We start from the raw sequence: 25,257 nt of genomic DNA on the forward strand, positions 1-25,257 counted from the left end.
CTCCTTTGCTCCCTTATCCTTCTGCATTTAGCCCTCTGCCTCTTTATCTCTCCACATGCGGCGATACTCTGCCGGTGTCATGCCCACATAATTTCGAAAGCTTCTGCAAAAATACTGGGAACTGTTAAAACCGGCCATCAACGCCACATCCGTGATGGAGTAGGACGGTTCCCACAAAAGTTCTTTCGCCTTGCCAATACGCAGCATGGTGATGTACTCGGTACATTTCATTCCCATCTGCTGCAAAAAATATTTTCGCACGTAGCGGGAACTGATGCCAAACTGGGCCGACAGTTCTTCCAGATTGATATCTTCCTCCAGATTCTGGTTGATGTAGCGTATCATCTTGCCAATCCGGTCCTGTTTTCTGGGGCTCTGCTCCGCCTTCTTTTCATCAATATAGTAGGACAGACCCGCGTACAGCTGGGCCATGGCAAAATCCAGCTGGGCCTTCATATAACTGTCCTCCCGCTTCATCCGGTGAAGGTAACAGATATTTTCCAGCTGCCGCAAAATGCCCTCACAATGACACAGTTTATGGTAGTCGCCCACATGCTCAAGGAAGGAAATACCTGGCTTTATGTGGGACGGCATCATGACAGCCATCTCCACCTGGGTAATCCTGCATGCATTTTTCACGTCCACCATGAAGCAGTGGGACGCGTAGGGATTGACAATGATGCAGTCCCCCTGTTTCAGTGGGACATAATCATCCCCGACTCCCATAATGCAGCAGCCGGTATTGATGTAATTGATTTCGTAGGCCATGTGGCTGTGGGATTCAAAACGGTAGTTGGATGGGAAACGAAAAATTCCCGCATTCTGCATCACCACCTCGTAACCGCCCCCGGACATGAGTTCCAGTATCAACTGCTCTGTCTTATTCATGTTTGCCCCCTGCGTTGTTTCACAGTTATTAGTTTACATAATTCCATGCTTATCAAAGGACTCTTTCGCTCCCATACCGGCCCGGATGGCTTCCGACACCATTTTCTCGCCGGTAGCCTTCTCGTAGGCCAACCGGATTACCTCTTCCTCAATGCTCCTCGGAATAACCACCACGCCGTCCAAATCGACCAAAAACAATATCTCCCGGATTCACCCGGACACCCTCAATCTCTATTGGCACCCGAAAGTCAATCACCTTGCCTCTCGGCGCCTGGTCCTGGGCGTATCTGCCGTAAGAAAAGCAGGGAAAATCCAAACCTACAATCCCTTTCGTGTCACGGTGGAATCCGTTTACTACCGCCCCCGCCGCACCGAGAATCTGCATTCTGGTACACATTAACTCGCCGACCAGAGCATAAGACGGCGATGAGCCGGTGCAGATGTAAACTTCATCTTTTTTGATATCATCCAGTGCCTCCAGCATCAGTCCAAACGGTTTCTGCATAACCGCATTCTGCCCGGCAGACAACTCCTCAAATGCATCTGCCTCCAGCACGGTCATCGCCCGGCCGGCCACCACCATATGCTCCTTGACTGGCTGAATCCTGTATGGCAGAAACTGGTGGTAATAATGCAATTTATCTAAGATATCTCCGATGACTGCGGAGTACAGCTCCACCCGCATCAGCGCAAATAATTCTTCATCGTTTTTCCATGTTATCATGATACACTCCTATTCTGGCCGCGGCACCCGCTGTCCTTCACTCCACAACCGCGCCTTCTGCCGCTGATTTACTGATTTTTTGATAAGTGCTCAAGTAACCGTCCGGAAGTTCTTTCTCAGGACGAACCCAGCGTTTCTTTCTCTCTTCCAGAACCGCCTCATCCACCAACAGGCTCAACTCGCCGCCCGGTACATCAATCCGGATCACATCTCCGTCTTCCACCAGGGCCAGCACACCGCCCTCATAGGCTTCCGGTGAAATGTGTCCGACAAAGCATCCACGGTTGGAGCCTGAGAAACGACCGTCTGTCACCACGGCACAGCTGTCAGATAAGTTCATACCCTCCAGACATTTCATAGGCCGGTACATCTCCGGCATTCCAGGTCCGCCTTTGGGCCCCTCATATCGAAGCACAACCATGGTTCCCGGTTTTACCTCACCGTTTAGTATGGCGGCACAGGCTTCCTGTTCACTCTGGTATACGTTTGCCGTTCCGGTAAATCTCAGAAGATGTTCCGGGATTGCCGCAGGTTTCACCACCGCCCCCAGGGGAGCCATGTTGCCAGTCAGCACAGAGACGCCGCCGTTTGGATGAAACGGCTCTTTCGCCGTCTTAATCACTTCTCTCCTGGTAGTCTCCAGCTCCTGGTTCAGATTTTCTTCCACCGTGCGGCCGCTCACCGTCATACAATCCGTGTGAAGCCAATCCCTCAACTCAATCATCACTGCCGGTACACCGCCCGCCTCATAAAAATCTACCATATCATAGGGAGAAGCCGGGTACACCGGCGCCACCTGGGGAATGTTCCTGCTGAATATTCCAAACGTTTCCAGAGGCAGAAGCCCCAGTCCCGCTTCTTTATGTATTGCCTGCAAATGCATGATGGCGTTGGTGGAACCTCCGATTCCCATAAGCACGGTAATCGCATTTTCAATGGATTGCTTCGTGATAATCTGCCTGGCTGTGATTCCCTTTCTCACCATCTCCATGGCCGCCCGGCCCGTCTCATAGGCAATCTGCATCCGCTTTGCGTAGATGGCAGGCACTACCGCGCTTCCCGGCAGGCTCATTCCCAGGGCCTCCGCCATGCATCCCATGGTATTAGCCGTGCCCAGCATGGCGCAGGAACCGGCACACGGCTCCGCCAGATTTTCTATCTCCTCAAATTCCGTTTCATCAATCTCTCCACGCTGTTTCCAGCCCACAGCCTCCGTGACGATATTGCCGTCATAATGCTTTCCCTTGTACACTGCCGGCATCATGGGACCGCTGTTGCAGAACACCGCCGGAATGTCCAGTCTTGCCGCCGCCATCAAAAGCCCCGGCACAATTTTGTCGCAAGAGCCAAGCAGCACCAGGCCATCAAACTTATGGGCCCGTACCATGCATTCCACCGAGGAGGTAATCAAATCTCTCGACGGTAAAATGTAGCGCATCCCGTCATGTCCCTCCGCAATCCCGTCGCAGGGAGCAATGGTTCCAAAGGTCATAGCCGTGCCTCCGGCCGCCTCGATTCCCCGTTCCGCTTGTTTACATAACTCATCTATGCCGTAATGCCCCGGGGTTGCGTTGGTGTAGGTATTTACAATGGCTATCAGCGGTTTTGACAAACTCTCATCCGTGAATCCCATGGATTTGTAAAGCGCCCGCTTCAACGCCCCGCCATCTCCCTGGAGCAGTTGATTATAATAATGTTTTTCCATACGGTCCTTTCATACACTTTCTTACACAAAATCGTTCGCCGCCACAACTGGCAGCGTAGCCGCTCCATCAATCGTCAGCGTGCTTCCCGTTATATAATCCGCCGCGTCGGAAGCCAGATAAAGAACACCCTGCGCAATCTCCTCTGTGGTAGCAAACCGTCTCAGTGGCAGTCTTTTTGCCGCCTCCAGCCGGATATCTCCCGGCTCCCAGCCTACATCCGTGTAGCCAGGCGCCACATCCACCATGCGGATTCCTTTTAGGGCCAGTTCCATTGCCGCGTTCCTGGTAAACTTAGATACCGCCGCTTTTGTCGGTGCGTATATCGTCGCCCGTGGCCAGCACCCCATCACCTGGTTGGAAGAGATGTTAATAATCACTCCCTTCACCTCTTTTTCAATCATCCGCTTCGCTGCAATCTGGCTGCTGAAATACACGCCTTTCCAGTCCACCGCCGTCATCCTGTCAAAATCTTCTTCCGTGGCATCCAGGAAATACACCTCGCTGCTGATTCCCGCATTATTCACCACCACGTCTACCACTCCAAATATGTCAAACGCTTTCTCATACATCCGCCGGATATCCTCCAGCACCCCCATATCGGCGTAGACCGCCTCGGCCCTTCTGCCACACGCTTTTGCAATCCGGCAAACTTCCTTGGCCGCTTCCCTGTCACTTCTGTAATTCACAACAATATCATAACCAGCTTTCGCCATGGAGATGGCTATCTGTCTGCCGATTCCTCTGGCTGCCCCTGTAATCAAAGCTGTTTTCTGTCTCATCATCTTCTTCCTCCATACTCATATGGCAATACACCGGCCACCGGGAGCCGGACCGCATACAACTGGCCTCCAAGCCCATCCCCGTCCATAGCCGTCGTGATATACAAAGTCTTCAAGTCCTCATCCCCAAAGGTGACGCAGGACACATTTTTCACCGGTACCGGGATTTCCCCAAGTTTCTCCCCTGTCTGTGGATGATAGCAGCACACCTTTTGGCCGCCCCACATCGCCACCCAGAGATTTCCTTCCTCATCAATGCTCATCCCATCCGGCGAACCGTCTGCCGGATTTACGGACACCGCAGTTTTTCTGCCGCCCAGCCTTCCGTTTTCTTCCATCCGGTACTCCTCAATCATTCCTTTGGAAGTATCGATATGATAAAACCGTTCCCCATCCCACGCCATTCCATTGGGGATGGTGTAGCCCGGATATTCGGCCGTCACCCGGTTATCTTCTATGCAGATGAGACTTCCACATCCTTTTGCCTTCGGATGCTCCTGGTTCTTCGCCATCGTTCCCACCCATAACCGTCCCTGGGAATCACATTTCCCATCATTAAATCTCACATAGTCCGGAAGAATAAGCTCCGTCAAAATCTCCGATTTCGCCCCGTCCTCTGTGATACGGACCAGACGGTGGCCGATTGCCGCCACTATGTCTCCATCTCCAGCCCGGCACAGCGCCAAACAGCCAGCCATATCGTCAGTATCAATCCCGCCTGCACTTCCATCCGCCGGTCGGAACCAATGGATTTTACATCCTTCGATGTCCACAAAATACAGCCGCCCGCTCCTCGCATCCCAGACACATCCTTCTCCCAGCCTGCAACGGAAAGAAGGTATCTGCCTGACTTCCCATATCCTCCATTCACTTTCCCTCAAACACCATACACCTCTTTTCTGTAAATCCAGTGTATGACTTTTTCGGCACGGTGTCTGTCACGAAACGGCACTGAATATATTTGTATTGTATTTTTCGGAACTTTTCTTTCCCGTCAATTCATGTTTTTTATTATAGCCGCAGGCACAGGGCAAAAGCATTACCTTAAATTGCCCATGCGTTTATAAATTTTGCTCAATTCAACTCCCTATATTGATTTGTTTTCGTATAAATTGATATAATCTTGTTGAAAACAGCAAGTGTCCCTGGAAAGGATGTGTCATGATGCATGTAAAAATAGATAATATCCCTGATTTTTATAAGACAAATTCAAACAATAATACCGAGGTATCTCATGTGATTTTAGAAGATGAAAAGCGGATGCAGATCACCCTTCTCACCTACGGCGCCGCCATCAGCCGTTTGATGATACCAAATCGGAACGGCCTTTTGGAAAATGTCGTACTTGGCTATCAAACTGACAGCAGCTATCAAAACAATCCGCTTTATGCCGGAGCCACGCTCGCCCCCACTGCCGGACGGATTAAGGGGGCGGAACTTCCCATTCACAGCCGCCTCTGTCGCCTGTCTCAAAACGACGGCCGCCATAATCTGCACGGCGGATTTTTAAATGCCTCCTTCCAAAACTGGTCTATCAAAACCTATGAGGAATCCCCAGATTCCTGCTCCGTAACCTTCAAGCTCCATCTCCCGGATGGCTTGGATGGCTTTCCCGGAAACCGCAATTTTTCTGTCAGTTATACCCTGAAACGTCCCGGCATTCTGGAAGTCGCTTATGAAGCAGAATCTGACATGCCCACCTATTTTAATCCATCCAACCATGCCTACTTCAACTTGTCCGGCGATTTCACCCGCTCCGGGCTGGAGCAGGAACTCCAGATTTATGCGACTCTTTACGTTGCAAATGATAAAGAGCATATACCAGCCGCAATCCTTCCCTGCGCCGGCACCGCTTTTGACTTCTCCACGCCCATAGCACCCGCTGCACAGATGCAAAACTTTCCGGAAGACGGTCAGTTAAAAATTGCCCACGGCTACAATAACGCTTTTTTGCTGGATGATTTTCCTGCTTACGAAACTCCTGCATCGGCCTCCCTGCCTTGTTCCAGACAACTAAAAAAGGCGCTGTCCTTAAAAGACAACGCCTCCGGCAGAAGCTTAACCCTATTCACTGATGCGCCCGCCGTTGTACTGTACACCGGTGGCTACATTGGAGACGGCCACCTCCTTACGGGAAATACCATCTCCTCCACTTCCTGTGCCATCGCCCTGGAAGCCCAGGATATTCCGGACGTTCCTCATATCGCACCGGAACAGTATCATCTCACCGCCCCCGGCGAGCGTTTTCGCAGGACCATCCTGTATGTATTCTAAAACGCCAATTGCTTACATCGCTTTAAAATGATACTTCTTGATACCCCAGTCCAAACACAAAGAAACAGCAAACCAGCGCGGCCGCCGGAATCATCATTGCCTCTCTATAATACCCCAAATCCGCAATCCCATTTATAATCAACCGAATCACCATAATGCCCAGTGACAAAAAAATAGCCGATATAGAAGCAACCGTTGCAGAATAATCAGGAAACTCTTCAAATGCCATGATATATTGAACAGTATGCTGTGCGCCGCTGAACAGGCCCAGCAAAAACATTCCTGCTATCATGCTCCCATGACCCGGAATTAAAATCATTACCACAATCACAATCGCACTGGAGATGCAGCTGAACTTCATATAGGTATTAGCAGATATTTTTGATGAAACAATACCAAAAATAATACGGCTGAGCAACATCCCCAAATACGTCAGCGTTATAATAAACGAACAAAAACCAGGTGAAAACCGGCTTCCATATACCGTTTGCAGATAGGTAGGCATCCACATATCAATATAATAAACGCCGCCAACCAGTGCCGTTCCTACACAAAGCCACTGAATGTTTTGATTTTTTAAAATCAAGGCAATCGGAATCTTTTTATATCCTTTCTCATTTCTCGAAAAAGCCACGGCCGGAACAGGTTTCTTAACAATTACCGTTGTAAGGAAGAAAAGAATCACCGCTCCTAACAGAACAAACCCAACCATCTGATAGGTCTCTCTGAATCCATAATTCCGCCCCATCATATAAGCGGCAACCTGGGGTCCAATCATGCTTCCTATGGCAAAAAAAGTATGCAGCAACGATACATAGCGCGCTCTTTTTTCTCCATACAAATCAGCAATATATGTCGCGGTAAGATTATCCACAATAGAACCACTGACTCCCATAAACAAACGGCACATCATGAGCAGGAGGATTGCCGGCGCAAAGCCGGTCAATACCATCATCCCGCCAAAAAGCATCATCATCAAAGTCAGTGTCCTGTTTTTATCCAGGAGGTCCAGAAGAAATAATCCAATTACCATAGCAAGAATCTGGCCAATTTCATTCATCATGTCAAAATAAGATGCCTCAATCAGTGAAAAACCATAATACTGTATTAAATCAGGCAGCAAACCGCTATACATGGCGATAGATAATGCATATCCCGTCATGAACACCACTACGAAAAAAGCCGTGATGGTGATTCGTCTGTTATTCGACATCTTTTTTAACATGCTTCATCTCCCTGGTCATTATTTTAGCAAGGCTCTTGTCAAAAGGCGGCTTAATAATTCCTTTCTCTGTAATGATTGCCGTAACCAATTCGTGTGATGTCACATCAAAAGCAGGATTATATGCCTTGATTCCTACCGGAGCCATACGTTTTTCATACCACAGTTCGCTGATTTCGCTTTCATCACGAAGTTCGATGACTATATCGTCCCCACTCTCGCATTTCATGTCAATCGTAGATGTCGGACCAAAAACATATACCGGAACTCCATAATGATTTGCCACCACTGCCAATGTTGAAGTTCCTATCTTATTCGCAAAATCTCCGTTTGCAGCGATACGGTCACAGCCTACCAGACACGCGTCAATAAAGCCATTGCGCATCAATAACGATACCATATTATCACAAACCAAAGTCACATCCACATTGGATTCCTTTAACTCCCAAGCGGTCAGCCTGGCCCCCTGTAATAATGGTCTTGTTTCGTCCACATACGCTTTGAATTGATAGCCCCTTTCCTGTCCAAGATGAAATGGTGCCAGAGCTGTACCATACTGGGCCGTAGCTATAGTTCCTGCATTGCAATGGGTCAGCAGCCCCATACCAGGTTTCAGGAGTGAAAGTCCGTACTCGCCAATTGCCTTACAGACATTTGCATCCTCCTCTCTGATTGCCCATGCTTCTTGTCTTAAACAGTTCTTAATTTCCGCGATACCGAGACCTTTTACCGAATCCAGCTTTCTCTCCATACGGTTCAGTGCCCAGAATAAATTCACGGCAGTAGGCCTTGAAGATGCCAGATACTCCATGACCTCGGTAAATGCCTGTTTAAATTCATCATAGTCATCTGTCTCCACATGTTTTGTACACAGATAAACTCCAAATGCCGCTGCAATCCCAATTGCAGGGGCACCTCTCACCCGCAATTTCTTAATTGCTTCAAAGATTGCTTCTTTGCTCTTTAACTCCAGATATTTCACCTCATTGGGAAGAAGAGTCTGGTCCAAAATCACCAAAGCATCCTTATCATCCTCCAACCGAACCGATACAATTTTATCCACAACACTCATCATGCTTCCTCCATCAATATACTCTCTAAAGCAAATTCAGCTACCTTTGCAAACGCCTTTTGTTTATCCGACCGCTGCATGGTTTCCTCTGTTATTAAATTTTCAGTAGCAATCAATATCCCTACGCCAGGAATCCCAAATCTCTGTGCCGCTGTAAACGTCTGATTCATCTCCAGATCAATAGCAATCGCCCCTCTTAATGCGAATTTCCTTGCAAGCTCCATCTCCCCTCTGTGTTCAATGGATACAACCGGACCTACATGAACAGGAATGTTCTTTTCGACCGCCTGGTCATATACCCGGTCAAGTGACTGAAAATCCGCCACCGCCGGAAATGTGATTCCATTAAACCGGCGTTTATTAATCGAACTTGTTGTATGGGCGGACTGGGGAAGAATCATATCTCCAAGCAGGATATTATGTTTCAGTGCTGTGCAGGTATCAATCTTTACAACTTTCTTTACATCAAATTCGTTCATAATTTCAACTGCATACATCGCGGCATTTACCGGTCCGATTCCCTCTCCCTGCACAGATACCCGTTTTCCTTTATATTCACCTGTACATCCCCGCATATTTCGAATATCATTATAAAACTTTACATTGGTAAGCAGATTTGCGGCAATCCATTCAACGTTTAAAGAATCGTTTGTCAGGAAAACGATATCTGCTACCTCATCCGCAGTTCCTGTAAGACAAAGCCCCATATTATTTTCCTCCCTCATCCAGCTTGTGCGCAACCTCCAGCGCAATTTTCATCATATTTGTATACTTACTCTCTCTCAGTGCAAGAGGGGTATCCTCGTCCCCATAAATCTGATGATCACTGCATGTAATCATCACCATGGCCCTGACATCCTCATAATGAGATGCCGCCACAAGAAGGCCGGCTCCTTCCATTTCATCACCCACAAATCGATAAGCACTTAACGGGTTTAAGAAAAATGATGGCACAGAATCCGTTTCCGGATACAGCATGTCGCCACATTTTGTGGGGCCGACTAAAAGTCTCAAATGATTTTCTTTCGCTGTTTCCGAAGCCATTTTTATTAATTTAAAATCACCGGTAGGAATATAATCATAAGTTCCAAACTCCTCCACCGTAATGTTAGACAAATTGGAGGATGCTAAAGAACAAATGGTATCCCCCACATGAATATCCGGATTATCAGAACCACTTGTCCCAATACGGATTAAGTTTTTACATCCATATTTTTCAATCAACTGGTAAGCACATTCCATAATGCAGGTAGTCCCCATTCCCGTGCTCTGCACAGAAACTTTGCTTCCCCTGTACCACCCCGTATACCCATATAAACCTCTGACCGTATTATATAAAACCGGCCTCTCCAAAAAATGCTCCGCAATATATTTTGCCCGCAGCGGATCTCCCGGCAGCAGAACTGTCTCCGCGATCATATCCGGTTCTGTACAAATCATATCTGGCAAAAACTCAACCATGTTTATTTTCCTCCTCCGTTTTTTGATAAGAAGCCTTATATTCCATCCGATTCTTCATTATAATCGAAGAAATTATAAGACCTACGATTGTTAAAAAATATGGAATCATGGAAACTAATTCCGACGGGATACTTAATGTGCTGAGTATCATCGCCAGCGCGTCGGCCGAGCCAAACAACAGCGAGGCAAGCAATGAGCCTAACGGCCTGTTTCCTCCCAGCGCTGCAGCCGCCATTCCAATAAATCCTCTGCCATTTGTCATTCCTGCCTGAAACCAGGAGACATAACCCATGGAGAGAAATACCCCGCCAAGCGCGGACATCCCGCCACTGATACACATTGCCAGCATTTTCATTTTTACGGAATTGATACCGACTGATTCCGCCGCTTCCGGATTTTCCCCCACCATTCTTAGTCTCAATCCAATCTTGGTTTTATACAGAAAAAGATTCATAAAAACCGTGCATAATACTGCTGCATATGTTAAGAGATACTGGCCTGATATAATTTTCCCAAGGACAGGAATATCTTTAATCAAAGGGATTGTCACCGTAGGGAGCACCGCACTCTGCAGTCCTGTGGTCATACCCTTGCTTCCACATATTAAGTACATGATGAATACCGTTCCTCCTGACATCATCAGGTTAAACGCAACTCCATTCATATACATATCAGCTTTTAAAACAAGCGCCGCGTATCCAATCACTCCTGACATGAGAATCCCAATCAAAACTGCTCCGATTAAGCCTGCCCACGCATTATGAGTCCATGCACTGACGATAACTCCTACAAGAGCTGATGTCAGCATCGTACTTTCAATCGCCAGGTTCATCATCCCCGCCTGACTGACGATCAATGCGGCCAGACCAGCAAACATAATCGGCGTTGTCATCCTCACCGTTGTCGCCAGAAAATCAGCGTTAAATATAAGATGAAATACATCCATACTTTACTCACCTCCCTTTCCGGCATTCGCTGTCGCCTCTTTATAAATTGCTTTCCTTTCCATGCTGCCAAGAAAGCTCTGTGCAACAATAAGAATGATTACAACTCCCTGGATAATGGAAACAATCTCATTCTGAACATCTGTCAATCTGGTCATAATATCTGCTCCAACACGCATATAAGCCAAAAAGAACGCTCCGACCGGCACCAATGCCGGATTATTTCTGGCAAGAGTCGCCACTATGATTCCATCCCATCCGTATCCAGGTCCCGGGACAATGGTCCACTTAAACGCGCTGTACATTCCAAGCATTTCACAGGCTCCGCCTACTCCACATGCTAATCCTGCAAGTAAATGGGCAATGACTACCGATGTACTGACTCCAATTCCAGAATAAAGTGCAAATTTAGGACTGCTTCCCGATATCCGCATTTTATAACCCCATCTACTTTTGAATAAATACAGCCAGAACACAATCACAAACACAATGGCAATGAGCAGACCCGCATGTACCCTCGTCGTGGGAATCAACTTAAACAGCATGGCGTTTTCCGGAAAATCCAGTGACCGCAATTCCCCGGAATCAGGATTCTTAACGAAACTTCGGATCAAAAAACTGCACAAATAGAAAATCAGGTAATTAAGCATCAGCGAGGATACGATCTCACTGGAACCAAATTTTTGTCTGATTTTTACCGGGATATACATACAGGCCATTCCTGCCAAGCCTCCAAAAAGAATACAGGCAATTGGAAGAAGCATCCCTGGCAGCTGCAATTTAATGGCTAGTATTGCCGCGACAGAACCTCCGATAAAAAAGGAAGATTCACTTGCCAGATTGAAAATGCCGGTACGACAGATCAGGGAAACAGACAACCCGGTAAATAACAGTGGCATCATCATCTCAATCACATTTGCCAGCCTCTTAAATTTCATAACCGGCCCTAACAGAAAATATTTGATTGCATCCAGGGGCTGTTCACTAATGCAAAAGATAATTACAATGGTCAAAAAAAGTGCAATGACTATTGCCATAAGCGTTTTTATTAAATTAAATTTTTTACTGATATTCATTACACAATCGCCTCTTTCAACTCTTCTTCTGTTTGTTGTTTCAAGCCTAACATATACCATCCAAGTTCTTCATCGGTTAACGCCTTCACATCGCGAAAGCATCCGGCCACTTTGCCTGCACTGAACACAAGCAGACGGTCTGACATATCCAGAACCTCATTTAAATCCGAGGAGATCAGCAGGATCGCACAGTCTCGTTCTCTTGCCTCTATTAATTTTTGGTGAATCAACTCTACCGCCCCCACATCAATTCCCCTGGTAGGCTGGTTTGCAATTAGAATCTTCGGGTTTACAGACATTTCTCTTGCGACGATGACCTTTTGCATATTTCCACCAGATAACATTTTCAGTAAAACCTTTGGAGATTTGCAGAGAATTGAATATTTTTCAGTCAAATCTTTCCCAATTTTTTCAATTGCTTTTTTGTCAAAAAACATACGGTTACCCAGTTTTTTATCCTCGCAACGGGTGGATATCATATTTTCTTCTATGGATTCTTCCAACGCGGCGCCATATACCATGCGGTCCTCATGAATATGGGATACCCCCAAATCTCTTATTTTTCTTACACTTAAATTTGTGGTGTCCATCCCCTCGATCTCCACACTGCCCGATGACGCCTTCAGAATGCCTGTTATAATTTCGCTTACTTCTTTTTGTCCGCTTCCTTCCACACCGGCAATCCCCAGAATTTCACCTTTATGAAGATGGAAGTTCACCTGATCAACCACCTTCACCCCATGCTTATCATAAAAGCACAGATCGTGGACCTTTAAAACAGTACCGCCTGGTTCATGCTCTGGTTTCTCCGTCTCCAGTATTACGTCCCTCCCCACCATCAGCCTGGAAATCTCCTGTGCTGTCAGGGAGTTGACCTGGTATGTTCCAACATCTCTTCCGGCTCTTATGATTGTTAAGCGATCACAAATCCTGATCACTTCTTCAATCTTGTGGCTGATAAAAATAATGGTATAACCGTTCTTCTTTAGTTTCAGCAGCTGCTCAAATAGTTCGTCAGTTTCCTGGGGTGTCAATACAGCCGTCGGTTCATCCAGAATAATCAATTTGGAATTCCGATACAAGATTTTTAATATTTCAACCTTTTGTTTCTGTCCTACCGAAATATTCCTTACCAGCTCTTTGGCTGAAATATGAAATCCATAAGTTTGTGCCAGTTCATTAATGCATTTACAGGCATTCTCTTTATCAAAAAACACACCTGCATTTGGTTCCTGTCCAACTACAATGTTTTCAGCCACCGTCAGGGATTCCGCTAAATTAAAATGCTGGTATACCATACCAATCCCCAATTCCACTGCCTTTTTTGGCGAGTCGATAGTTACGATTTCCCCTCTGTATTCAATGGTTCCCTCATCCGGTGTCTCATTTCCAAACAGAACCTTCATCAGCGTGGATTTTCCTGCACCGTTTTCTCCCATCAGTGCATGGATTTCCCCCTTTTCCAGTTCAAAATTCATGCGGTCATTAGCTAAAACTCCATTCCCATAAACTTTGGTGATATTTTTCATACATAATATAGGTTCTTTCATCAAACTACCCCTTATTCTATGGACGAGCACCATCAATGATTGACTTCACATCAGCGTCCTCCATCCCATATGCCGTATCGACTTTAATCTCGCCATTCTTTATCATCTCTGTCAGTTCCAGGATTTTATCTCTCATCCATTCTGGCACATTGGTTTTGTAATAGTCATTATCTGCCAGCCGGATCATGCCCTCTGTCAATCCCAATGTTTCATTTTTTCCGAAAATTTCTTCCCCCGCTATATATTTTTCAACTACCCGAATTATATTTTCATCCAGGCACTTCAGTTGTGATGCCAGAATTAAGTTTGCCTTATCCGGATCATCTTTAAAAAGCAAGGCCTGGTCAGAGTCCGTTCCTATGGAATACTTGCCGGCTTCCTTTCCCGCTTCAAGGCACCCCATACCGGCCCCTCCTGCACCGTTATATACCACATCGCACCCGGAATCATACATGATCTTTGCCAGTTCTTTTCCCTTAGCCGCATCGGTAAAAGAATTCGTATAAGATGTAATCACTTTTATTTCTGGGTCGATAAACTGTGCGCCCTGAATAAATCCCACTGTGAAATCATTGATCAGCGTCATATCCATACCGCCCACAAAACCAACAACCTTATCCTCGTTGGCATAGGCCAGTTCGTCCTGGGAGGCGGTTGTTATCATAGCCGCCAATGCTCCCGACAAGAAGGCGCCCTCATTTCCTTTGTAATCCGCAGAATACACATTGGAGAATCCATCATCTACCCGTTGATCCAGCAACATATATTTTTGATTGGGATATTCTTTCGCCATGGACTCTATTCCCTCCTTTGATGCATATCCCGTAGCCACTATAATATCCCAGCCACTATCCGATATATCCTCCAAGGTTGGCAGAAACTTTGTCTCATCCTCCCCATACTCAATTACTTTTGTTTTACAGCCAAACTTCTCAGCCGCCATTTCCGCCCCTCTCGCCGCTGATTCGGAAAAAGATTTGTCACTGGCATTGCCCACTACCACACAAATACTTGGAACTTTTACAGACCCATCTTCTGCTGCATTACTGTTGTCTTTTGTTCCTGTTCCACATGCTATTAAAGAAATCATCATTCCTACGGTCAGCATCATGACCAATACTTTCTTCCCCATCGTAACCCTCCTCTGCATTTAAAAAATTGTTTTCCTGTCTCTTCAAAGCCCTCTTGAATAATAGAAATGGTTAAAGTATAATAAACATTATTAAAGATTAAGAGGTCTTTCATGCTTGCAATCAACCGATTAAATGAAATTCGAAATATCATCAGCAAAAACAAAAGCGTTATGGTTGCTGATTTAGCCCTTCAGTTTTCCGTTACAGAGGAAACCATCCGTCGCGATTTGAATAAACTCGAAAGCGAGGGCCTGGTTACCCGTGTATACGGCGGTGCTTACAGCACACTTGGCGTACAAAATGATGTCAATGTCGTGCTCCGGGAAAATATCCTCATTGATGCCAAGCAGGCCATCGCCCATTCTGCTTTAAAATATATCCACAATGGGGATTCGATCTTCCTTGACTGTTCCACCACAGCCCTCAGCCTTGCATCCATGATTAAAGATTATTCCTTGTATGTCATTACCAACTCCTTAATGATTGCCCAGGAATTAACTTTGTGTCCCCATATTTCGTTGATTCTTATAGGCGGAAACTTTCACCAGATATCCATGTCCTTTTTAGGTGCCGCCGCCAACCAGGCTTTGTCTAATTACTATGTAGATAAGGCCTTTGTTTCATGCCGTTCTCTGTCCCAGGCCCACGGAATTTCAGATTCCAATGAGAACCAAAGTGTGATCCGGCAATTAGCAATCCAAAGAAGTAATGAGTCTTACCTTTTAGTAGACCATACCAAACTCGGCTCTACTTCATTTATCCATATTGCCGATATTTCTGAAATTGATTACCTGATCACCGATCACGCATTAGATTCCAATTGGCGTACTCATCTTGCCAAGAACAAAGTGATTGCGGTGGATTCCACCCAGGCCCTTTAGACCACTACCCTCTTAATGCCTCCACTGCTGCCGTAAACTGTCTGCAGTTAGCCGCCAGATTCTCTCCACAGGTGAACAGTCCACCACCGATCAAAAGCAATACATCTTTGCCATAATTGCTCACCATATCTTCAATACGATCTAACTGCATTCCCCCTGCCGGACAGCTAAACATCTGTTTCATCCCCCCCATGGGTTCTTTACCGGCATTGGCAATTGCAATACAGTCTTCCAAACTCAGCGAAAACCGTCCCCCATAATTAGGGAAAATCACTGCATCTGCACCCGCCATTCTCATGAGCTGCCCGTAATAGGCTTTAAAAGTAAATCCCTGCCGGTTAATAGCATAACAGCCGGAAAAAGCCGGATGTGAGAAAATCGGCAAACCGATCTCGTTATCTTCTGCTAATTCCTTCATGATATCCAGGCTCACCAGTCCAGGCGCAATCATAATTCCATCTGCACCACATTCTTTTGCATACCGTGCATTATCTCTAATCTTCTTTAACGGAGCAGTAACATTAGGTACATACATTGCCTTTTTCCCTGTCTTTTCGTATGCTGCTTTGATTGCGTCACTGCAGACCCGCACGCGTTCTTTAAACGGCGAAAAGCTCTGATTCGTCAAACCATGATCATCTTTAATAATATTGATTCCGTTCTCTGCAAATACTTTAACCAAATTTGCAAAATTATCCGAAGATAATCCCATTGGTTTTAGCGCGGTAAATAATAATGGCAATTCCTCCTCTCCCACTATTTTCCGGATTCCCTCAATGCCATACCGCGGGCCTTGCAATGTTGCCTGTAAAGCAGAACTTAGTCTGATATCTGCCACTCTGACATTTTCTTTGATACTGAAGTTTCCAAATATTACATTTAACAACTGTGTAAACTCGCATTCCGCGATTTCCACAGCAAAGCTTATCTCTGCTTCATAAACATGTTCTTTTAGATTTTTAAAGTTCATAATTCTTCCCAAAATCTGATCCCTGATTTCTCCTTTGGGAAGTGCTGACTCAGGGAATTCAACTGTCTGTTCAATGCAGATTTCTTCTGCTGTTTGACGAGCGTCTCCCTCCGAACCAAATATTTCATAGACAATGGTAAATCGCTCGCCACTGAGCTGTTTTTTTAGCAGTTCGTTATTAAAATCTTCAAAATACATAGTATCACATACACCTCCCTTCCCCGTTCTTACAAAGCCTCTGGCTTTGCCTCACTATGTAATGCCGGATGATATGTTTCCGCAAGAGATTCTTCTTTAATACCGTACTGCTCCCCGGTCACAGCTTCTACCTTTGAGATAAGAGCCATGGCATCAAGTCCATATTCCTTCATTAGATACTCTTTGCTGGCCCCGTGGACAAACGTGTCATTTAATCCCAGGCGATAAAGCTTTTTACCAACTCCATATTCAGCCATCTGTTCTGCCACAATGCTTCCCAGCCCTCCAATAATACTGTGGTTTTCAAATGTGATGGCTCCATATTTGCTCTTTGCAATCTCTTCCATAATCTCCGGATGGTCAAACGGTTTCAATGTGGATATGTGATAGTGGGCTATATGGATTCCCTGATCCGCAAGAGCGGCAGCGGCCCTCATTCCTTCTTCTGTACAGATGCCGCTTGATATCAGGACAAAATCATTTCCCTCCCGAAGTTTTCTAGCCTTTCCCAGCTTCATCGGTTCTTTCTGATCAAAGAGTCTCGGAATCTCGCCGCGAAGCATTCTGATGTATACCGGTCCCTGTGCTTCAAGCGCCACATCCAATACCGATTCTACCTCTGTTGCGTCAGCAGTCTCCAAAACCGTCATATTGGGAAGGGAACGCATCACGGATATATCTTCAATGGCCTGGTGTGTAGCTCCTCCAGGTGTTAAAATTCCAGGTAGAAAACCCACCATAATGACGGGAAGATTGGGATATGCCACCGACATGGCAATCTGATCATACGCGCGTCTGTAAATAAAGACTGCAAAGGTGTGAATCATAGGAATCAAACCTTCTCTTGCCATTCCCCCGGCAAAGGCAAGCATGTTCTGTTCTGCTATTCCCATGGAAAGAAATCTTGCTGGATAGGCATCCCGGAACAGGTGCGCTTCCGAAGAACTGGTAAGGTCAGCAGAAAGGACATAGGTTTCCGGTTTATCTTTTGCCCACTCAACCAGATTGCGGGCATGGACATTTTTTAGTATTTCCATATTAATTTTCCTCCGTAATAAGCTTTTCATAATATCCTCGATATCGCTCCCGATCTTCCTGATTTAAAAATCTGATATAATGATATTTGGGTTCTCTCTCTCTTAAAAATTCCAGACCATGGCAGGGATCTGTATCACACAACACAAATGTGGGTTTGCCACAGGCTTCCATTTTCCCCATTTCAGCAATCTTTTCGATATCATGACCGTCAATTCTATGTACACAAGCCCCAAAAGAACGAAGCCTCTCCTCAAACGGTTCAATATTCATGACCGTAGTCATTTTACCATCACACTGATATCCATTGACATCAATAAATGCCAGGATATTGTCCAGATGGTGAAAACTGGCTGCCTGCACCGCCTCCCAAAATTCACCCGACTGGCACTCCCCGTCGGACAATAATACTACAACCCTGCCCTGGTCTCCTCTCTGCTTTCTGGCAAATGCAATTCCTGCCGCCTGGCTGATACCCTGTCCAAGAGAACCTGTTGTAACCTCCATTCCCGGAGAGTGTTCGGCTCCTATCATTTCAACGGAACCGCCATCCATGTTATACTCCTTCATTCCGTTTTCATCCATCCTCCCCGCTTCAATCAATGCGGCATACAGGACTAACGCATACTGGGCCGGTGATAAAATAAAGGAATCACAATCAGGATTGTGATTGCCATTGAATCTTACTCCGGTTACCGCTTTATGGTCCTTTCCAGGTGTACCTGTAAATGGCCCTGGCATTAATGGCTTGTCTAATTTTTCAAGTTTAAGAATTTTTTTATACAGGGTAGACATGATCTCAGCGGATGAACATGCCTGACATAAATACCCTCCGTTTTCCATTATTGTATGCTCCAACACTCTTAATCGAATTCCTCTTGCCATTTTGTTTACTTCTTCCTGCCAAGTCATGTTATCCATTTCTCCTTTACCATTTTACTTTATGTTGTTTTTTGTTGTTTCTAAATTGATTATATATACCTTTTGTTAGTTTATCTATATGTATAACGGCAATATTTCCTAGTTGTTTTTATTTAAATTCAACAGTTTTTATGTTTGTTTATTAAATCACTTTCAACACAAACCAACATTTTTTTGTTTTTCATTCTGTCGAAATACTAAAAAAGCAGGGCGTTCCAAGCACCTCCATCTGCTCAGAACTCCCTGCTTTCTTCTTATTCCACTCTCTCAACAACTACACAGAACCATCCTGTATGTATTCTAAAACGCCAATTGCTCACATCGCTTTAAAATGATACTTCTTTGGCATTTCCCCTTTTTCACCGTACAATGCCTCATGAAGTTCCTCCCACAGCTGCCCCAGGGATTCCTCACCTTCCCGGATATCCTCCAGCTCCAGACCTCCGTTTTCTTCCATCAGCTCGTAGGCCTTCCCGTCGCACCCAGTTTTATGGAGTGCGCTGATATAGAAGAAGCGCAGGCGGTTAATCGCCCTCTCCGATTCTGCCAGACCATCATAAAAGGCAATCAGTTTCTCATACGCCTGGCACTGATATAACAGCCGGAACCCCTCCTTCAGGTAGGAACAGTCATCACGTCTGAACTCCATTCCCTTTCTCATATCATCCGCGCCCTCTTCGTTTCTTCCTGTTAAGTATTCCACACAGGCCAGGCAGTGATAAGCCCAAGGATTTTCCTCCAGTTTCAGGGATTCTCTCACTTCCTGTTCCGCCAGCTCATACTCCTCCATCTGGAAATAGCGAACCGCCAGCAGATAGTGAGCATACCAGTTATCCCGGTTCTCCTTCCATGCGGTCTCCTTCAGAAGGATAAAACTTTTCCTGTCATCAAAAAATTCCTCCGGCGGCTCCTGGGAAGAAGGCGTATGCAAAATTCCGGTAGACAGAAATTCCTGCCACCTTTTAAGTCCATTCTCCGTCACCGCAAACTCCAGATGACCGGTGCTCTCTCCCCGCATAGCCAAAGCTCCGAAGCCGCTGCCTCTTTCCACCCGCGCGGCCGGACTTTTGGCCATGGACTTCGTCTCCTTCAGTTTTCCCTCCAGCATTTCAAAAGCCTGTTCCCCCTGAAGCTTCTCTGTCAGAGCTTCCCAGCGCTCCTCATGGCCTGTCTTCATAAAATCTGCCCCCATATGGACGGCCCCATACTGCTCCATCCACTCCCAGGTTCTATGCGGCGCCATTGGCACACAGCCATACTGGGTTTTACCAAATCCCGCCTGAATCTCCAAATATCTTCCCGCATTCTCGGTCAGGAATCCCTGCCATCGGTCAGCGCCTTCCCCATTCCCCCAGGAAAATAGCTTTCTTCCCCGAAGCCGTTTTGTTGACAACTGCAAAAGTCCATAACCATCCTGATCCAGACTGGCAATATATTTCGGGCTGTCATCCTCAATATCAAAGAAATAATCACGGGAGCGGGGAATCGTCCTGTAATCCGTCACGTCCACTTCCCCGTCATATGGAATATCCGTTTTCAACACCAGAGTTCCCTGATTTGTGTAAGCCTTTCTGGCCGGAACCACAACCCGTCCGCCCTCATATTCCGGGACCGCTATGTTGCTCCACCAGTACATCGGCACCACCTCATCCGTCTCATTGGAGATTCTCATGCGGCAGTTTAAGAAACGCCCTTCTCCCTCCAGCCAGAAATCCATCTGATAGAAAGCGCCGCTAATTCGCTCATACTCATACATCCGAAGCACCGGATTCCCGGCCCCATCCTCTGTCTGCGCCACATAAAGCGGCTCCGTCGTCAACGGCGTATGTCCAATCACCCCAATATTCCATTCCACTCCTCCGGAAAACCAGGCATTGCACACAGCCAGATTGCTAAACCGGAGTACATCATTGGTATACAGCAGATTTCTCCCCGTCTCCTTATCCACCAGCGACCACAGTCTGCCGCCATACTCCGGCAGAAACACCGCCTTCAGATACTGGTTTTCCAGCTCCGCTGTCTTCACCGTTCTCTTCTTCAATTCCCTGGTATAGCTGTCATATTTCCGATAGGGATAAGCATTCCTTCTTCTCCCATACCCCTCAAAAAGCTCATCGTCCTCCTCCAAGTCAAACCGAAGCTGATTCTGCAAAATCACCTCCCCGGACAAATCCGGCACCCCGGACCTCTCCCCCAAATCAGCCCCCAAAATCTCCATCTCTCCAAATCTCAACACAGGCTTCATCCCGTCTCTCCTCGTTTTCCGCTGTTTTTCTCACCCCGCAGTCATGCTGCTACCGGGCATTAACGACATTATACCGTATATTGATTCAGATTGCTTCTCTATTTCGGATATTTTTGGCCGGCTGGAAGAATAAAGCCGGCCTATTTCCTGTTCAAAGCCCAATCACACCTAATTTACTTATAATCCTTTTATCTACATCTCAATCAGCGCCGTTCCAATCCCGTCCCCCGGCACCGTAAGCGGGATGACCTCCCCATAGACCCGGATATAAACCGCCATATCTTCCCCTATCCGGTTCATCATCACCACCGCCAGCTTTCCATCTGGACGCCGAAACGCCGTTACATCCAGTTTATCGGTAAACCGGCTCATCCCAATCCGCACGCTGCCCGGAACCAGATACCGGCTATAATGCCGGATGTAAGTGTAAGACAGCTTCTTTTCCATGACATCTTTCTCCACGTCATACATAATCGGCGCATCACAGAAATTATCCACATGATTAGGCCCGCCCTGGCTGTTCAACAGCACATTCCAGTCGATAAAAGCATGGGCCCCATGATTTAAATCCCCTGCAATATCATGCCCGTACATCCGCGCATTTTCCAGTTGGTCAGAGGACGTGAAACGGCTGTACTCCACACACCCTTCCGTAAATACCAGCTTTTTGTCAGGATACTTCTCATGAAGCATATCCAGTGATTCGAAATGGTCCCCGGAATACCAGTGAAACGCAATCCCGGATACCATATCCCGCGTCTCCTCATCTATAATCCCGTTAGCCCGCTCCAAAGCCCGCTCTTTATTGTGGTCCCAGACAAACACCTCAATATCAGAAAGTCCGTGTTTCACCATAGCCGGATACAGAAAATCCTTCAAAAATGTCTTCTCCTCCGCGGCATTATAACGGCAGGAATCCCATATCTGGGTCGCATCGGGTTCATTCTGAATACTGATTCGCACGATTTTAACCCCACGTTTTTTATATTCCTCAACATACTTGCAAACATACTCCGCCCACCATGCATAGTACTCCGTTTTCAATTTTCCCCCATGGTTCTTCTCCCCGTTGGTCTTCATAAACGGCGGTGGACTCCACGGAGACAGCATTACACTCAGTGCTTCTCCTTTTACGTCCTCAACGGCTTTTAAAAATGGGAGAATATATTTTTCGTCCCTCTCTAAGGAGAAACTTTCCATCGCCCGGTCATTTTCATCCTCCATGGCGGAATAATTGCCAAGAGATGCGTCGCAACTGTCCAAAGCCATGCGCGCCTGCGTATATCCCAAGCCATCTTTCCCATAACAGGCTTCCAGAAAATGGGTTTTATTCTTGTCCCCCATCTGATGCCATGTGTAGGCCGCCGCCTCCGTAAGCGCACCTCCGAAGCCCTCAAACACCTGGTATGTCATATCGGGATACAGGTTCACCGCGTCTCTCTCCTGTCCCTCATCCGCATAGGATGATATTTCCTCCTTCATAGTTTTCTCCACCCGGTTCTCATAAGTCGTATATTCCCATAAACATTTCATATTTATTTTCCCTTCCGTTTTCTATACTCACTCACCAATTCCAATATTCCGCCTGTATGTAGACGGACTTTGACCCGTTATCTTTTTAAACACCTTAGAAAAATATTTTTCATCGTGATATCCGACCTTAAACGCAATCTCATACACCTTCAGGCGCCCGTCATGCATATAATCACAAGCGCAGTCAATGCGCAGTTTATTTAAATAGTCCACAAAACCGCAGCCCACCTTCTGCGTAAATAACGTAGAAAGGTAAGCCGTAGATACCCCCGCCTTTTCCGCCACCATGGTCAGATTGATATCCTCCGACATATGGTCCATCATATATTCCATGGCCGTCCGAACCAGCAGATTTCCTTCTCCTGCCGGTGTTTCCACCTTCTCCGCCATCCACGGGGCCGCCACCGATTCCAGCTTTGTCAGAATTTCGGAGGAGCGGCAGGGTTTCAACAAATAATCGACCGCTCCCATCCGGATGGCCTGCTGCGCATAGGAAAACGTATCATACCCGGACAGGATCACCGTCTTCGGACACAGGCCCACCGCACACGCCTCCCGCATTACATCCAGGCCCGATTTCACTGGCATCTGAACATCTATCAGCATCACATCCGGATGATACTTGAAGATCATATCCAGCGCCTCCTGACCATCCGACGCACAGTAAATCTTGTGAAAACACTGCGTATATTTTGTAATGTATGCTTCCATTCCCCTCAATATCGTCTCCTCATCATCCGCGATGAGCAGCCGGAATGAAGACTGTTCCATAGATACTCCCCCTGCCGTGTTCCGATTAATATTCCTCCGGGATGACAATTCTGACCAGAGTTCCTTTCCCCGGTTCACTGTGCATCTCCAAAGTATAGTTATCGTTGTATTTTAAAGTCAGCCGTTCTTTAATATTTCGTATGGCATAGCGGCCGATTCTTGCGCTGGAATAACGGGTCTTCTCGTCAATCACCAAAAGTTTATCCGCCTCTTCCTGCTCCATCCCCACACCGTTGTCTCTGATTTCAAAAACCAGCTTTCCTGACTCCTTACGCCCCGAAACGCTCACCGTTCCGCCTCCCTGGCGCACCTCCAGCCCGTGGACAATAGCGTTTTCCACAAACGGCTGCAGCGTGAGCTTCCCAATCATGCACTTCATCATATCCTCATCCACATGAATCTCATAGGACAATCTCTTTGCAAAACGCATCTTCTGAATCTGAAGATAGCAGGTAATCAGCTCAATCTCCGTACTTACGTTCACTTCACTCTGCCCTTGGCTAAGCAACAGACGAAACAGCTTGGAAAGCGCCAGTACATCCTCGCCCAGTTCCTCATTGCCGGAGCCAATCGCCTGCCAGTACAGCGAATCTAAAACATTATACAGAAAATGCGGGTTAATCTGCGCCTGAAGAGCATTCAATTCACTTTCTCGCTCCCGCAGCGCCATGACATAATTTTTATTGATTAGATTGCCGATTTCCAATACCATGTCGTTAAAAGTCTGTGACAGCTGCCCAATCTCATCCTGGCTGTCCGTCTTCATCGTCTGGCTAAAATCACCTTCCTTGAATTTCTCCATGGACTGGCACAGCGCGGCTATGGGTTTGGTCAGCGCTCTTGAGACCACGCTGGAAAGCGTCCATGTCAAAATCAGAATGGCAAACGCCAGCAGAACCGGCATCGTCAGACTCTGGCGGATTCTGTCATTCCAGTTACTCTTGGGCGACATATAGCAGACCTCAATCCCCGTATTCTCATTTTGTGAACAGAAAATATAATACCCTTCCTGCCTGACATACCGTCCCTGACCGTCATCTCCAGACTGCGGTCCTGCATTTTCACTGTCACGAATATGCTCCAGCACAAGTTCACTGACTTCTCCCGCCCGCGTCAGTTCTTTTCCTTCCCGGTCCAGAACCACGATTCCCTCATTGGGTGCATTTAACGTCCGGTGGCAGATATCATAATACCTGGACGCCTCCATTCCAATGGCGAGAAATCCCAGCCGACGGCGTTTCGACAAATCATAAAGAGCCCGGCAGGCGATGATTTTATCCGATTTATTGTTCAGATAGATTCCGCCCCGTCCCGCCTCCTGCCTGAGCCAGACCACATCTCCTCTCGCTTCATCCACCGTCTGATAAATAGGAAGATTTCTGATTTCCTCAAGATTCGTATTGTGAACACTGGCATCACGGCTGATATAGAATGGCTCCGCACCGTTTTCCGGGTAGAGAATCACCGTCTTAATCTGGCTTTTGATTGCAAGGATGTCCTGGAGAAATGAAACCGGCGTTCTGGTCTCCCAAAACAGAGTGTCTTCTCCCAAGGTTTCCTTCTGCGCGACTAAAACGTTATGAATATCCGTATTCACCGCAAAATACGTGGAGATATCCTGTACATCCTGCTGCAGATACGCGATATCATCGCAGGCTGTCTGCGTAAACCGCTGATAAAGCTGTGTAGTTTCCTCCATGGTCGTCTGGTATGTCCTGCTGTAAATCAGCCCGCCACCTATGATTAGCGTGGGGAAAAGAACAAGATAAATGGCAAATACAATTTTATGACGTATCTTCAACTTCTGGTAAAATTGCTTCAGCATTGATGATTCCTTCTCCCTCTTCATGGCGGCCTCCCTACGGCAATACTTT

The 25,257-nt window shown here is 46.7% G+C and carries 21 protein-coding genes and 1 pseudogene; 2 read left to right on the plus strand and 20 right to left on the minus strand.

Translation table 11 applies throughout. From position 1 onward, the window contains the following. Positions 1-27 precede the first annotated feature (27 nt). The 5 genes and pseudogenes from HMPREF9473_RS22250 to HMPREF9473_RS22270 form a co-directional block, all read right to left on the minus strand. Positions 28-888, minus strand: coding sequence for an AraC family transcriptional regulator (locus tag HMPREF9473_RS22250; RefSeq protein ID WP_006782474.1), 861 nt, complete (start codon positions 886-888; stop codon positions 28-30). A gap of 33 nt (positions 889-921) precedes the next feature. Further along, positions 922-1,612: pseudogene (locus HMPREF9473_RS22255) on the minus strand (RraA family protein). A 37-nt stretch (positions 1,613-1,649) separates the two neighbouring features. Continuing rightward, the gene (gene ilvD / locus HMPREF9473_RS22260) at positions 1,650-3,317 is read right to left on the minus strand and encodes a dihydroxy-acid dehydratase (RefSeq protein ID WP_006782477.1); all 1,668 of its coding nucleotides are present in this window, start codon (positions 3,315-3,317) and stop codon (positions 1,650-1,652) included. A 21-nt stretch (positions 3,318-3,338) separates the two neighbouring features. Further along, positions 3,339-4,100 carry an SDR family NAD(P)-dependent oxidoreductase gene (locus tag HMPREF9473_RS22265; protein ID WP_006782478.1) on the minus strand — a complete coding sequence of 254 codons (762 nt, stop codon included), beginning with the start codon at positions 4,098-4,100 and terminating at the stop codon, positions 3,339-3,341. Next, on the minus strand, positions 4,097-4,870 hold the full coding sequence (locus HMPREF9473_RS22270) for an SMP-30/gluconolactonase/LRE family protein (RefSeq protein ID WP_242830890.1): 774 nt from the start codon (positions 4,868-4,870) through the stop codon (positions 4,097-4,099). Before HMPREF9473_RS22270 ends, HMPREF9473_RS22265 begins: the two co-directional genes overlap by 4 nt. 388 nt (positions 4,871-5,258) lie before the next feature. Between HMPREF9473_RS22270 and HMPREF9473_RS22275 the strand changes: the two genes are divergently transcribed. After that, the gene (locus HMPREF9473_RS22275; protein ID WP_050810104.1) at positions 5,259-6,371 is read left to right on the plus strand and encodes an aldose epimerase family protein; all 1,113 of its coding nucleotides are present in this window, start codon (positions 5,259-5,261) and stop codon (positions 6,369-6,371) included. Between the two features lie 22 nt (positions 6,372-6,393). On the opposite strand, the gene HMPREF9473_RS22280 is transcribed toward HMPREF9473_RS22275, so the two are convergent. Genes HMPREF9473_RS22280 through HMPREF9473_RS22315 form a run of 8 tightly spaced genes read right to left on the minus strand, consistent with a single transcriptional unit; the run spans position 6,394 to position 14,828 of the window. Further along, entirely contained in the window at positions 6,394-7,596 is a 1,203-nt protein-coding gene (locus HMPREF9473_RS22280; RefSeq protein WP_006782481.1) for an MFS transporter, read from the minus strand. Beyond that, entirely contained in the window at positions 7,574-8,665 is a 1,092-nt protein-coding gene (gene mtnA, locus HMPREF9473_RS22285) for an S-methyl-5-thioribose-1-phosphate isomerase (protein WP_006782482.1), read from the minus strand. The genes HMPREF9473_RS22280 and mtnA overlap by 23 nt, the downstream gene beginning before the upstream one ends. Further along, complete coding sequence (locus HMPREF9473_RS22290) at positions 8,665-9,390, minus strand: hypothetical protein (protein WP_080568918.1); 726 nt, start codon at positions 9,388-9,390, stop codon at positions 8,665-8,667. The genes mtnA and HMPREF9473_RS22290 overlap by 1 nt, the downstream gene beginning before the upstream one ends. Further along, complete coding sequence (locus HMPREF9473_RS22295; RefSeq protein WP_006782484.1) at positions 9,374-10,126, minus strand: purine-nucleoside phosphorylase; 753 nt, start codon at positions 10,124-10,126, stop codon at positions 9,374-9,376. Before HMPREF9473_RS22295 ends, HMPREF9473_RS22290 begins: the two co-directional genes overlap by 17 nt. Further along, entirely contained in the window at positions 10,119-11,072 is a 954-nt protein-coding gene (locus HMPREF9473_RS22300; RefSeq protein ID WP_006782485.1) for an ABC transporter permease, read from the minus strand. The genes HMPREF9473_RS22295 and HMPREF9473_RS22300 overlap by 8 nt, the downstream gene beginning before the upstream one ends. 3 nt (positions 11,073-11,075) lie before the next feature. Beyond that, positions 11,076-12,146, minus strand: a complete 1,071-nt coding sequence (locus HMPREF9473_RS22305; protein ID WP_006782486.1) for an ABC transporter permease — start codon at positions 12,144-12,146, stop codon at positions 11,076-11,078. Then, positions 12,146-13,696, minus strand: coding sequence for an ABC transporter ATP-binding protein (locus HMPREF9473_RS22310; RefSeq protein ID WP_006782487.1), 1,551 nt, complete (start codon positions 13,694-13,696; stop codon positions 12,146-12,148). The genes HMPREF9473_RS22305 and HMPREF9473_RS22310 overlap by 1 nt, the downstream gene beginning before the upstream one ends. 16 nt (positions 13,697-13,712) lie before the next feature. Continuing rightward, complete coding sequence (locus HMPREF9473_RS22315; RefSeq protein WP_006782488.1) at positions 13,713-14,828, minus strand: BMP family ABC transporter substrate-binding protein; 1,116 nt, start codon at positions 14,826-14,828, stop codon at positions 13,713-13,715. A 111-nt stretch (positions 14,829-14,939) separates the two neighbouring features. Between HMPREF9473_RS22315 and HMPREF9473_RS22320 the strand changes: the two genes are divergently transcribed. After that, a complete protein-coding gene (locus HMPREF9473_RS22320) occupies positions 14,940-15,710 on the plus strand; it encodes a DeoR/GlpR family DNA-binding transcription regulator (protein WP_006782489.1) in 771 nt (256 codons plus the stop codon). A gap of 4 nt (positions 15,711-15,714) precedes the next feature. Here the strand turns inward: HMPREF9473_RS22320 and HMPREF9473_RS22325 are convergent, their stop codons facing one another. From HMPREF9473_RS22325 to HMPREF9473_RS22355, 7 genes are all read right to left on the minus strand, one after another. Beyond that, entirely contained in the window at positions 15,715-16,878 is a 1,164-nt protein-coding gene (locus HMPREF9473_RS22325; protein ID WP_006782490.1) for a RuBisCO large subunit C-terminal-like domain-containing protein, read from the minus strand. 29 nt (positions 16,879-16,907) lie between these two features. After that, positions 16,908-17,915 (minus strand): transketolase family protein, encoded by a 1,008-nt coding sequence (locus tag HMPREF9473_RS22330; RefSeq protein ID WP_006782491.1) that lies wholly within the window; start codon positions 17,913-17,915, stop codon positions 16,908-16,910. A gap of 1 nt (position 17,916) precedes the next feature. After that, entirely contained in the window at positions 17,917-18,825 is a 909-nt protein-coding gene (locus HMPREF9473_RS22335; protein ID WP_006782492.1) for a transketolase, read from the minus strand. A gap of 325 nt (positions 18,826-19,150) precedes the next feature. Beyond that, complete coding sequence (locus HMPREF9473_RS22340) at positions 19,151-21,079, minus strand: DUF5107 domain-containing protein (protein WP_006782493.1); 1,929 nt, start codon at positions 21,077-21,079, stop codon at positions 19,151-19,153. 192 nt (positions 21,080-21,271) lie between these two features. After that, the gene (locus HMPREF9473_RS22345; protein ID WP_006782494.1) at positions 21,272-22,612 is read right to left on the minus strand and encodes a glycoside hydrolase family 30 protein; all 1,341 of its coding nucleotides are present in this window, start codon (positions 22,610-22,612) and stop codon (positions 21,272-21,274) included. 27 nt (positions 22,613-22,639) lie between these two features. Further along, positions 22,640-23,383, minus strand: a complete 744-nt coding sequence (locus tag HMPREF9473_RS22350; RefSeq protein WP_006782495.1) for a response regulator transcription factor — start codon at positions 23,381-23,383, stop codon at positions 22,640-22,642. Between the two features lie 25 nt (positions 23,384-23,408). After that, positions 23,409-25,232 (minus strand): histidine kinase, encoded by a 1,824-nt coding sequence (locus tag HMPREF9473_RS22355; RefSeq protein WP_006782496.1) that lies wholly within the window; start codon positions 25,230-25,232, stop codon positions 23,409-23,411. Positions 25,233-25,257: the final 25 nt, after the last annotated feature.

Origin of the sequence: Hungatella hathewayi WAL-18680 (genome assembly GCF_000235505.1) — a bacterium.
GTDB classification, from domain to species: Bacteria; Bacillota; Clostridia; order Lachnospirales; family Lachnospiraceae; genus Hungatella_A; species Hungatella_A hathewayi_A.

Bases quoted from the DNA above. Each gene is read 5' to 3' on its own strand.
- HMPREF9473_RS22310 (WP_006782487.1), bottom strand. From the start codon at position 13,696: ATGAAAGAACCTATATTATGTATGAAAAATATCACCAAAGTTTATGGG.
- HMPREF9473_RS22275 (WP_050810104.1), top strand. From the start codon at position 5,259: ATGATGCATGTAAAAATAGATAATATCCCTGATTTTTATAAGACAAAT.
- HMPREF9473_RS22295 (WP_006782484.1), bottom strand. From the start codon at position 10,126: ATGGTTGAGTTTTTGCCAGATATGATTTGTACAGAACCGGATATGATC.
- HMPREF9473_RS22345 (WP_006782494.1), bottom strand. From the start codon at position 22,612: ATGAAATGTTTATGGGAATATACGACTTATGAGAACCGGGTGGAGAAA.
- HMPREF9473_RS22300 (WP_006782485.1), bottom strand. From the start codon at position 11,072: ATGGATGTATTTCATCTTATATTTAACGCTGATTTTCTGGCGACAACG.
- HMPREF9473_RS22280 (WP_006782481.1), bottom strand. From the start codon at position 7,596: ATGTTAAAAAAGATGTCGAATAACAGACGAATCACCATCACGGCTTTT.
- HMPREF9473_RS22315 (WP_006782488.1), bottom strand. From the start codon at position 14,828: ATGGGGAAGAAAGTATTGGTCATGATGCTGACCGTAGGAATGATGATT.
- HMPREF9473_RS22335 (WP_006782492.1), bottom strand. From the start codon at position 18,825: ATGACTTGGCAGGAAGAAGTAAACAAAATGGCAAGAGGAATTCGATTA.
- HMPREF9473_RS22265 (WP_006782478.1), bottom strand. From the start codon at position 4,100: ATGATGAGACAGAAAACAGCTTTGATTACAGGGGCAGCCAGAGGAATC.
- HMPREF9473_RS22320 (WP_006782489.1), top strand. From the start codon at position 14,940: ATGCTTGCAATCAACCGATTAAATGAAATTCGAAATATCATCAGCAAA.
- mtnA (WP_006782482.1), bottom strand. From the start codon at position 8,665: ATGAGTGTTGTGGATAAAATTGTATCGGTTCGGTTGGAGGATGATAAG.
- ilvD (WP_006782477.1), bottom strand. From the start codon at position 3,317: ATGGAAAAACATTATTATAATCAACTGCTCCAGGGAGATGGCGGGGCG.
- HMPREF9473_RS22350 (WP_006782495.1), bottom strand. From the start codon at position 23,383: ATGGAACAGTCTTCATTCCGGCTGCTCATCGCGGATGATGAGGAGACG.
- HMPREF9473_RS22340 (WP_006782493.1), bottom strand. From the start codon at position 21,079: ATGAAGCCTGTGTTGAGATTTGGAGAGATGGAGATTTTGGGGGCTGAT.
- HMPREF9473_RS22250 (WP_006782474.1), bottom strand. From the start codon at position 888: ATGAATAAGACAGAGCAGTTGATACTGGAACTCATGTCCGGGGGCGGT.
- HMPREF9473_RS22325 (WP_006782490.1), bottom strand. From the start codon at position 16,878: ATGTATTTTGAAGATTTTAATAACGAACTGCTAAAAAAACAGCTCAGT.
- HMPREF9473_RS22330 (WP_006782491.1), bottom strand. From the start codon at position 17,915: ATGGAAATACTAAAAAATGTCCATGCCCGCAATCTGGTTGAGTGGGCA.
- HMPREF9473_RS22305 (WP_006782486.1), bottom strand. From the start codon at position 12,146: ATGAATATCAGTAAAAAATTTAATTTAATAAAAACGCTTATGGCAATA.
- HMPREF9473_RS22290 (WP_080568918.1), bottom strand. From the start codon at position 9,390: ATGAGGGAGGAAAATAATATGGGGCTTTGTCTTACAGGAACTGCGGAT.
- HMPREF9473_RS22355 (WP_006782496.1), bottom strand. From the start codon at position 25,232: ATGAAGAGGGAGAAGGAATCATCAATGCTGAAGCAATTTTACCAGAAG.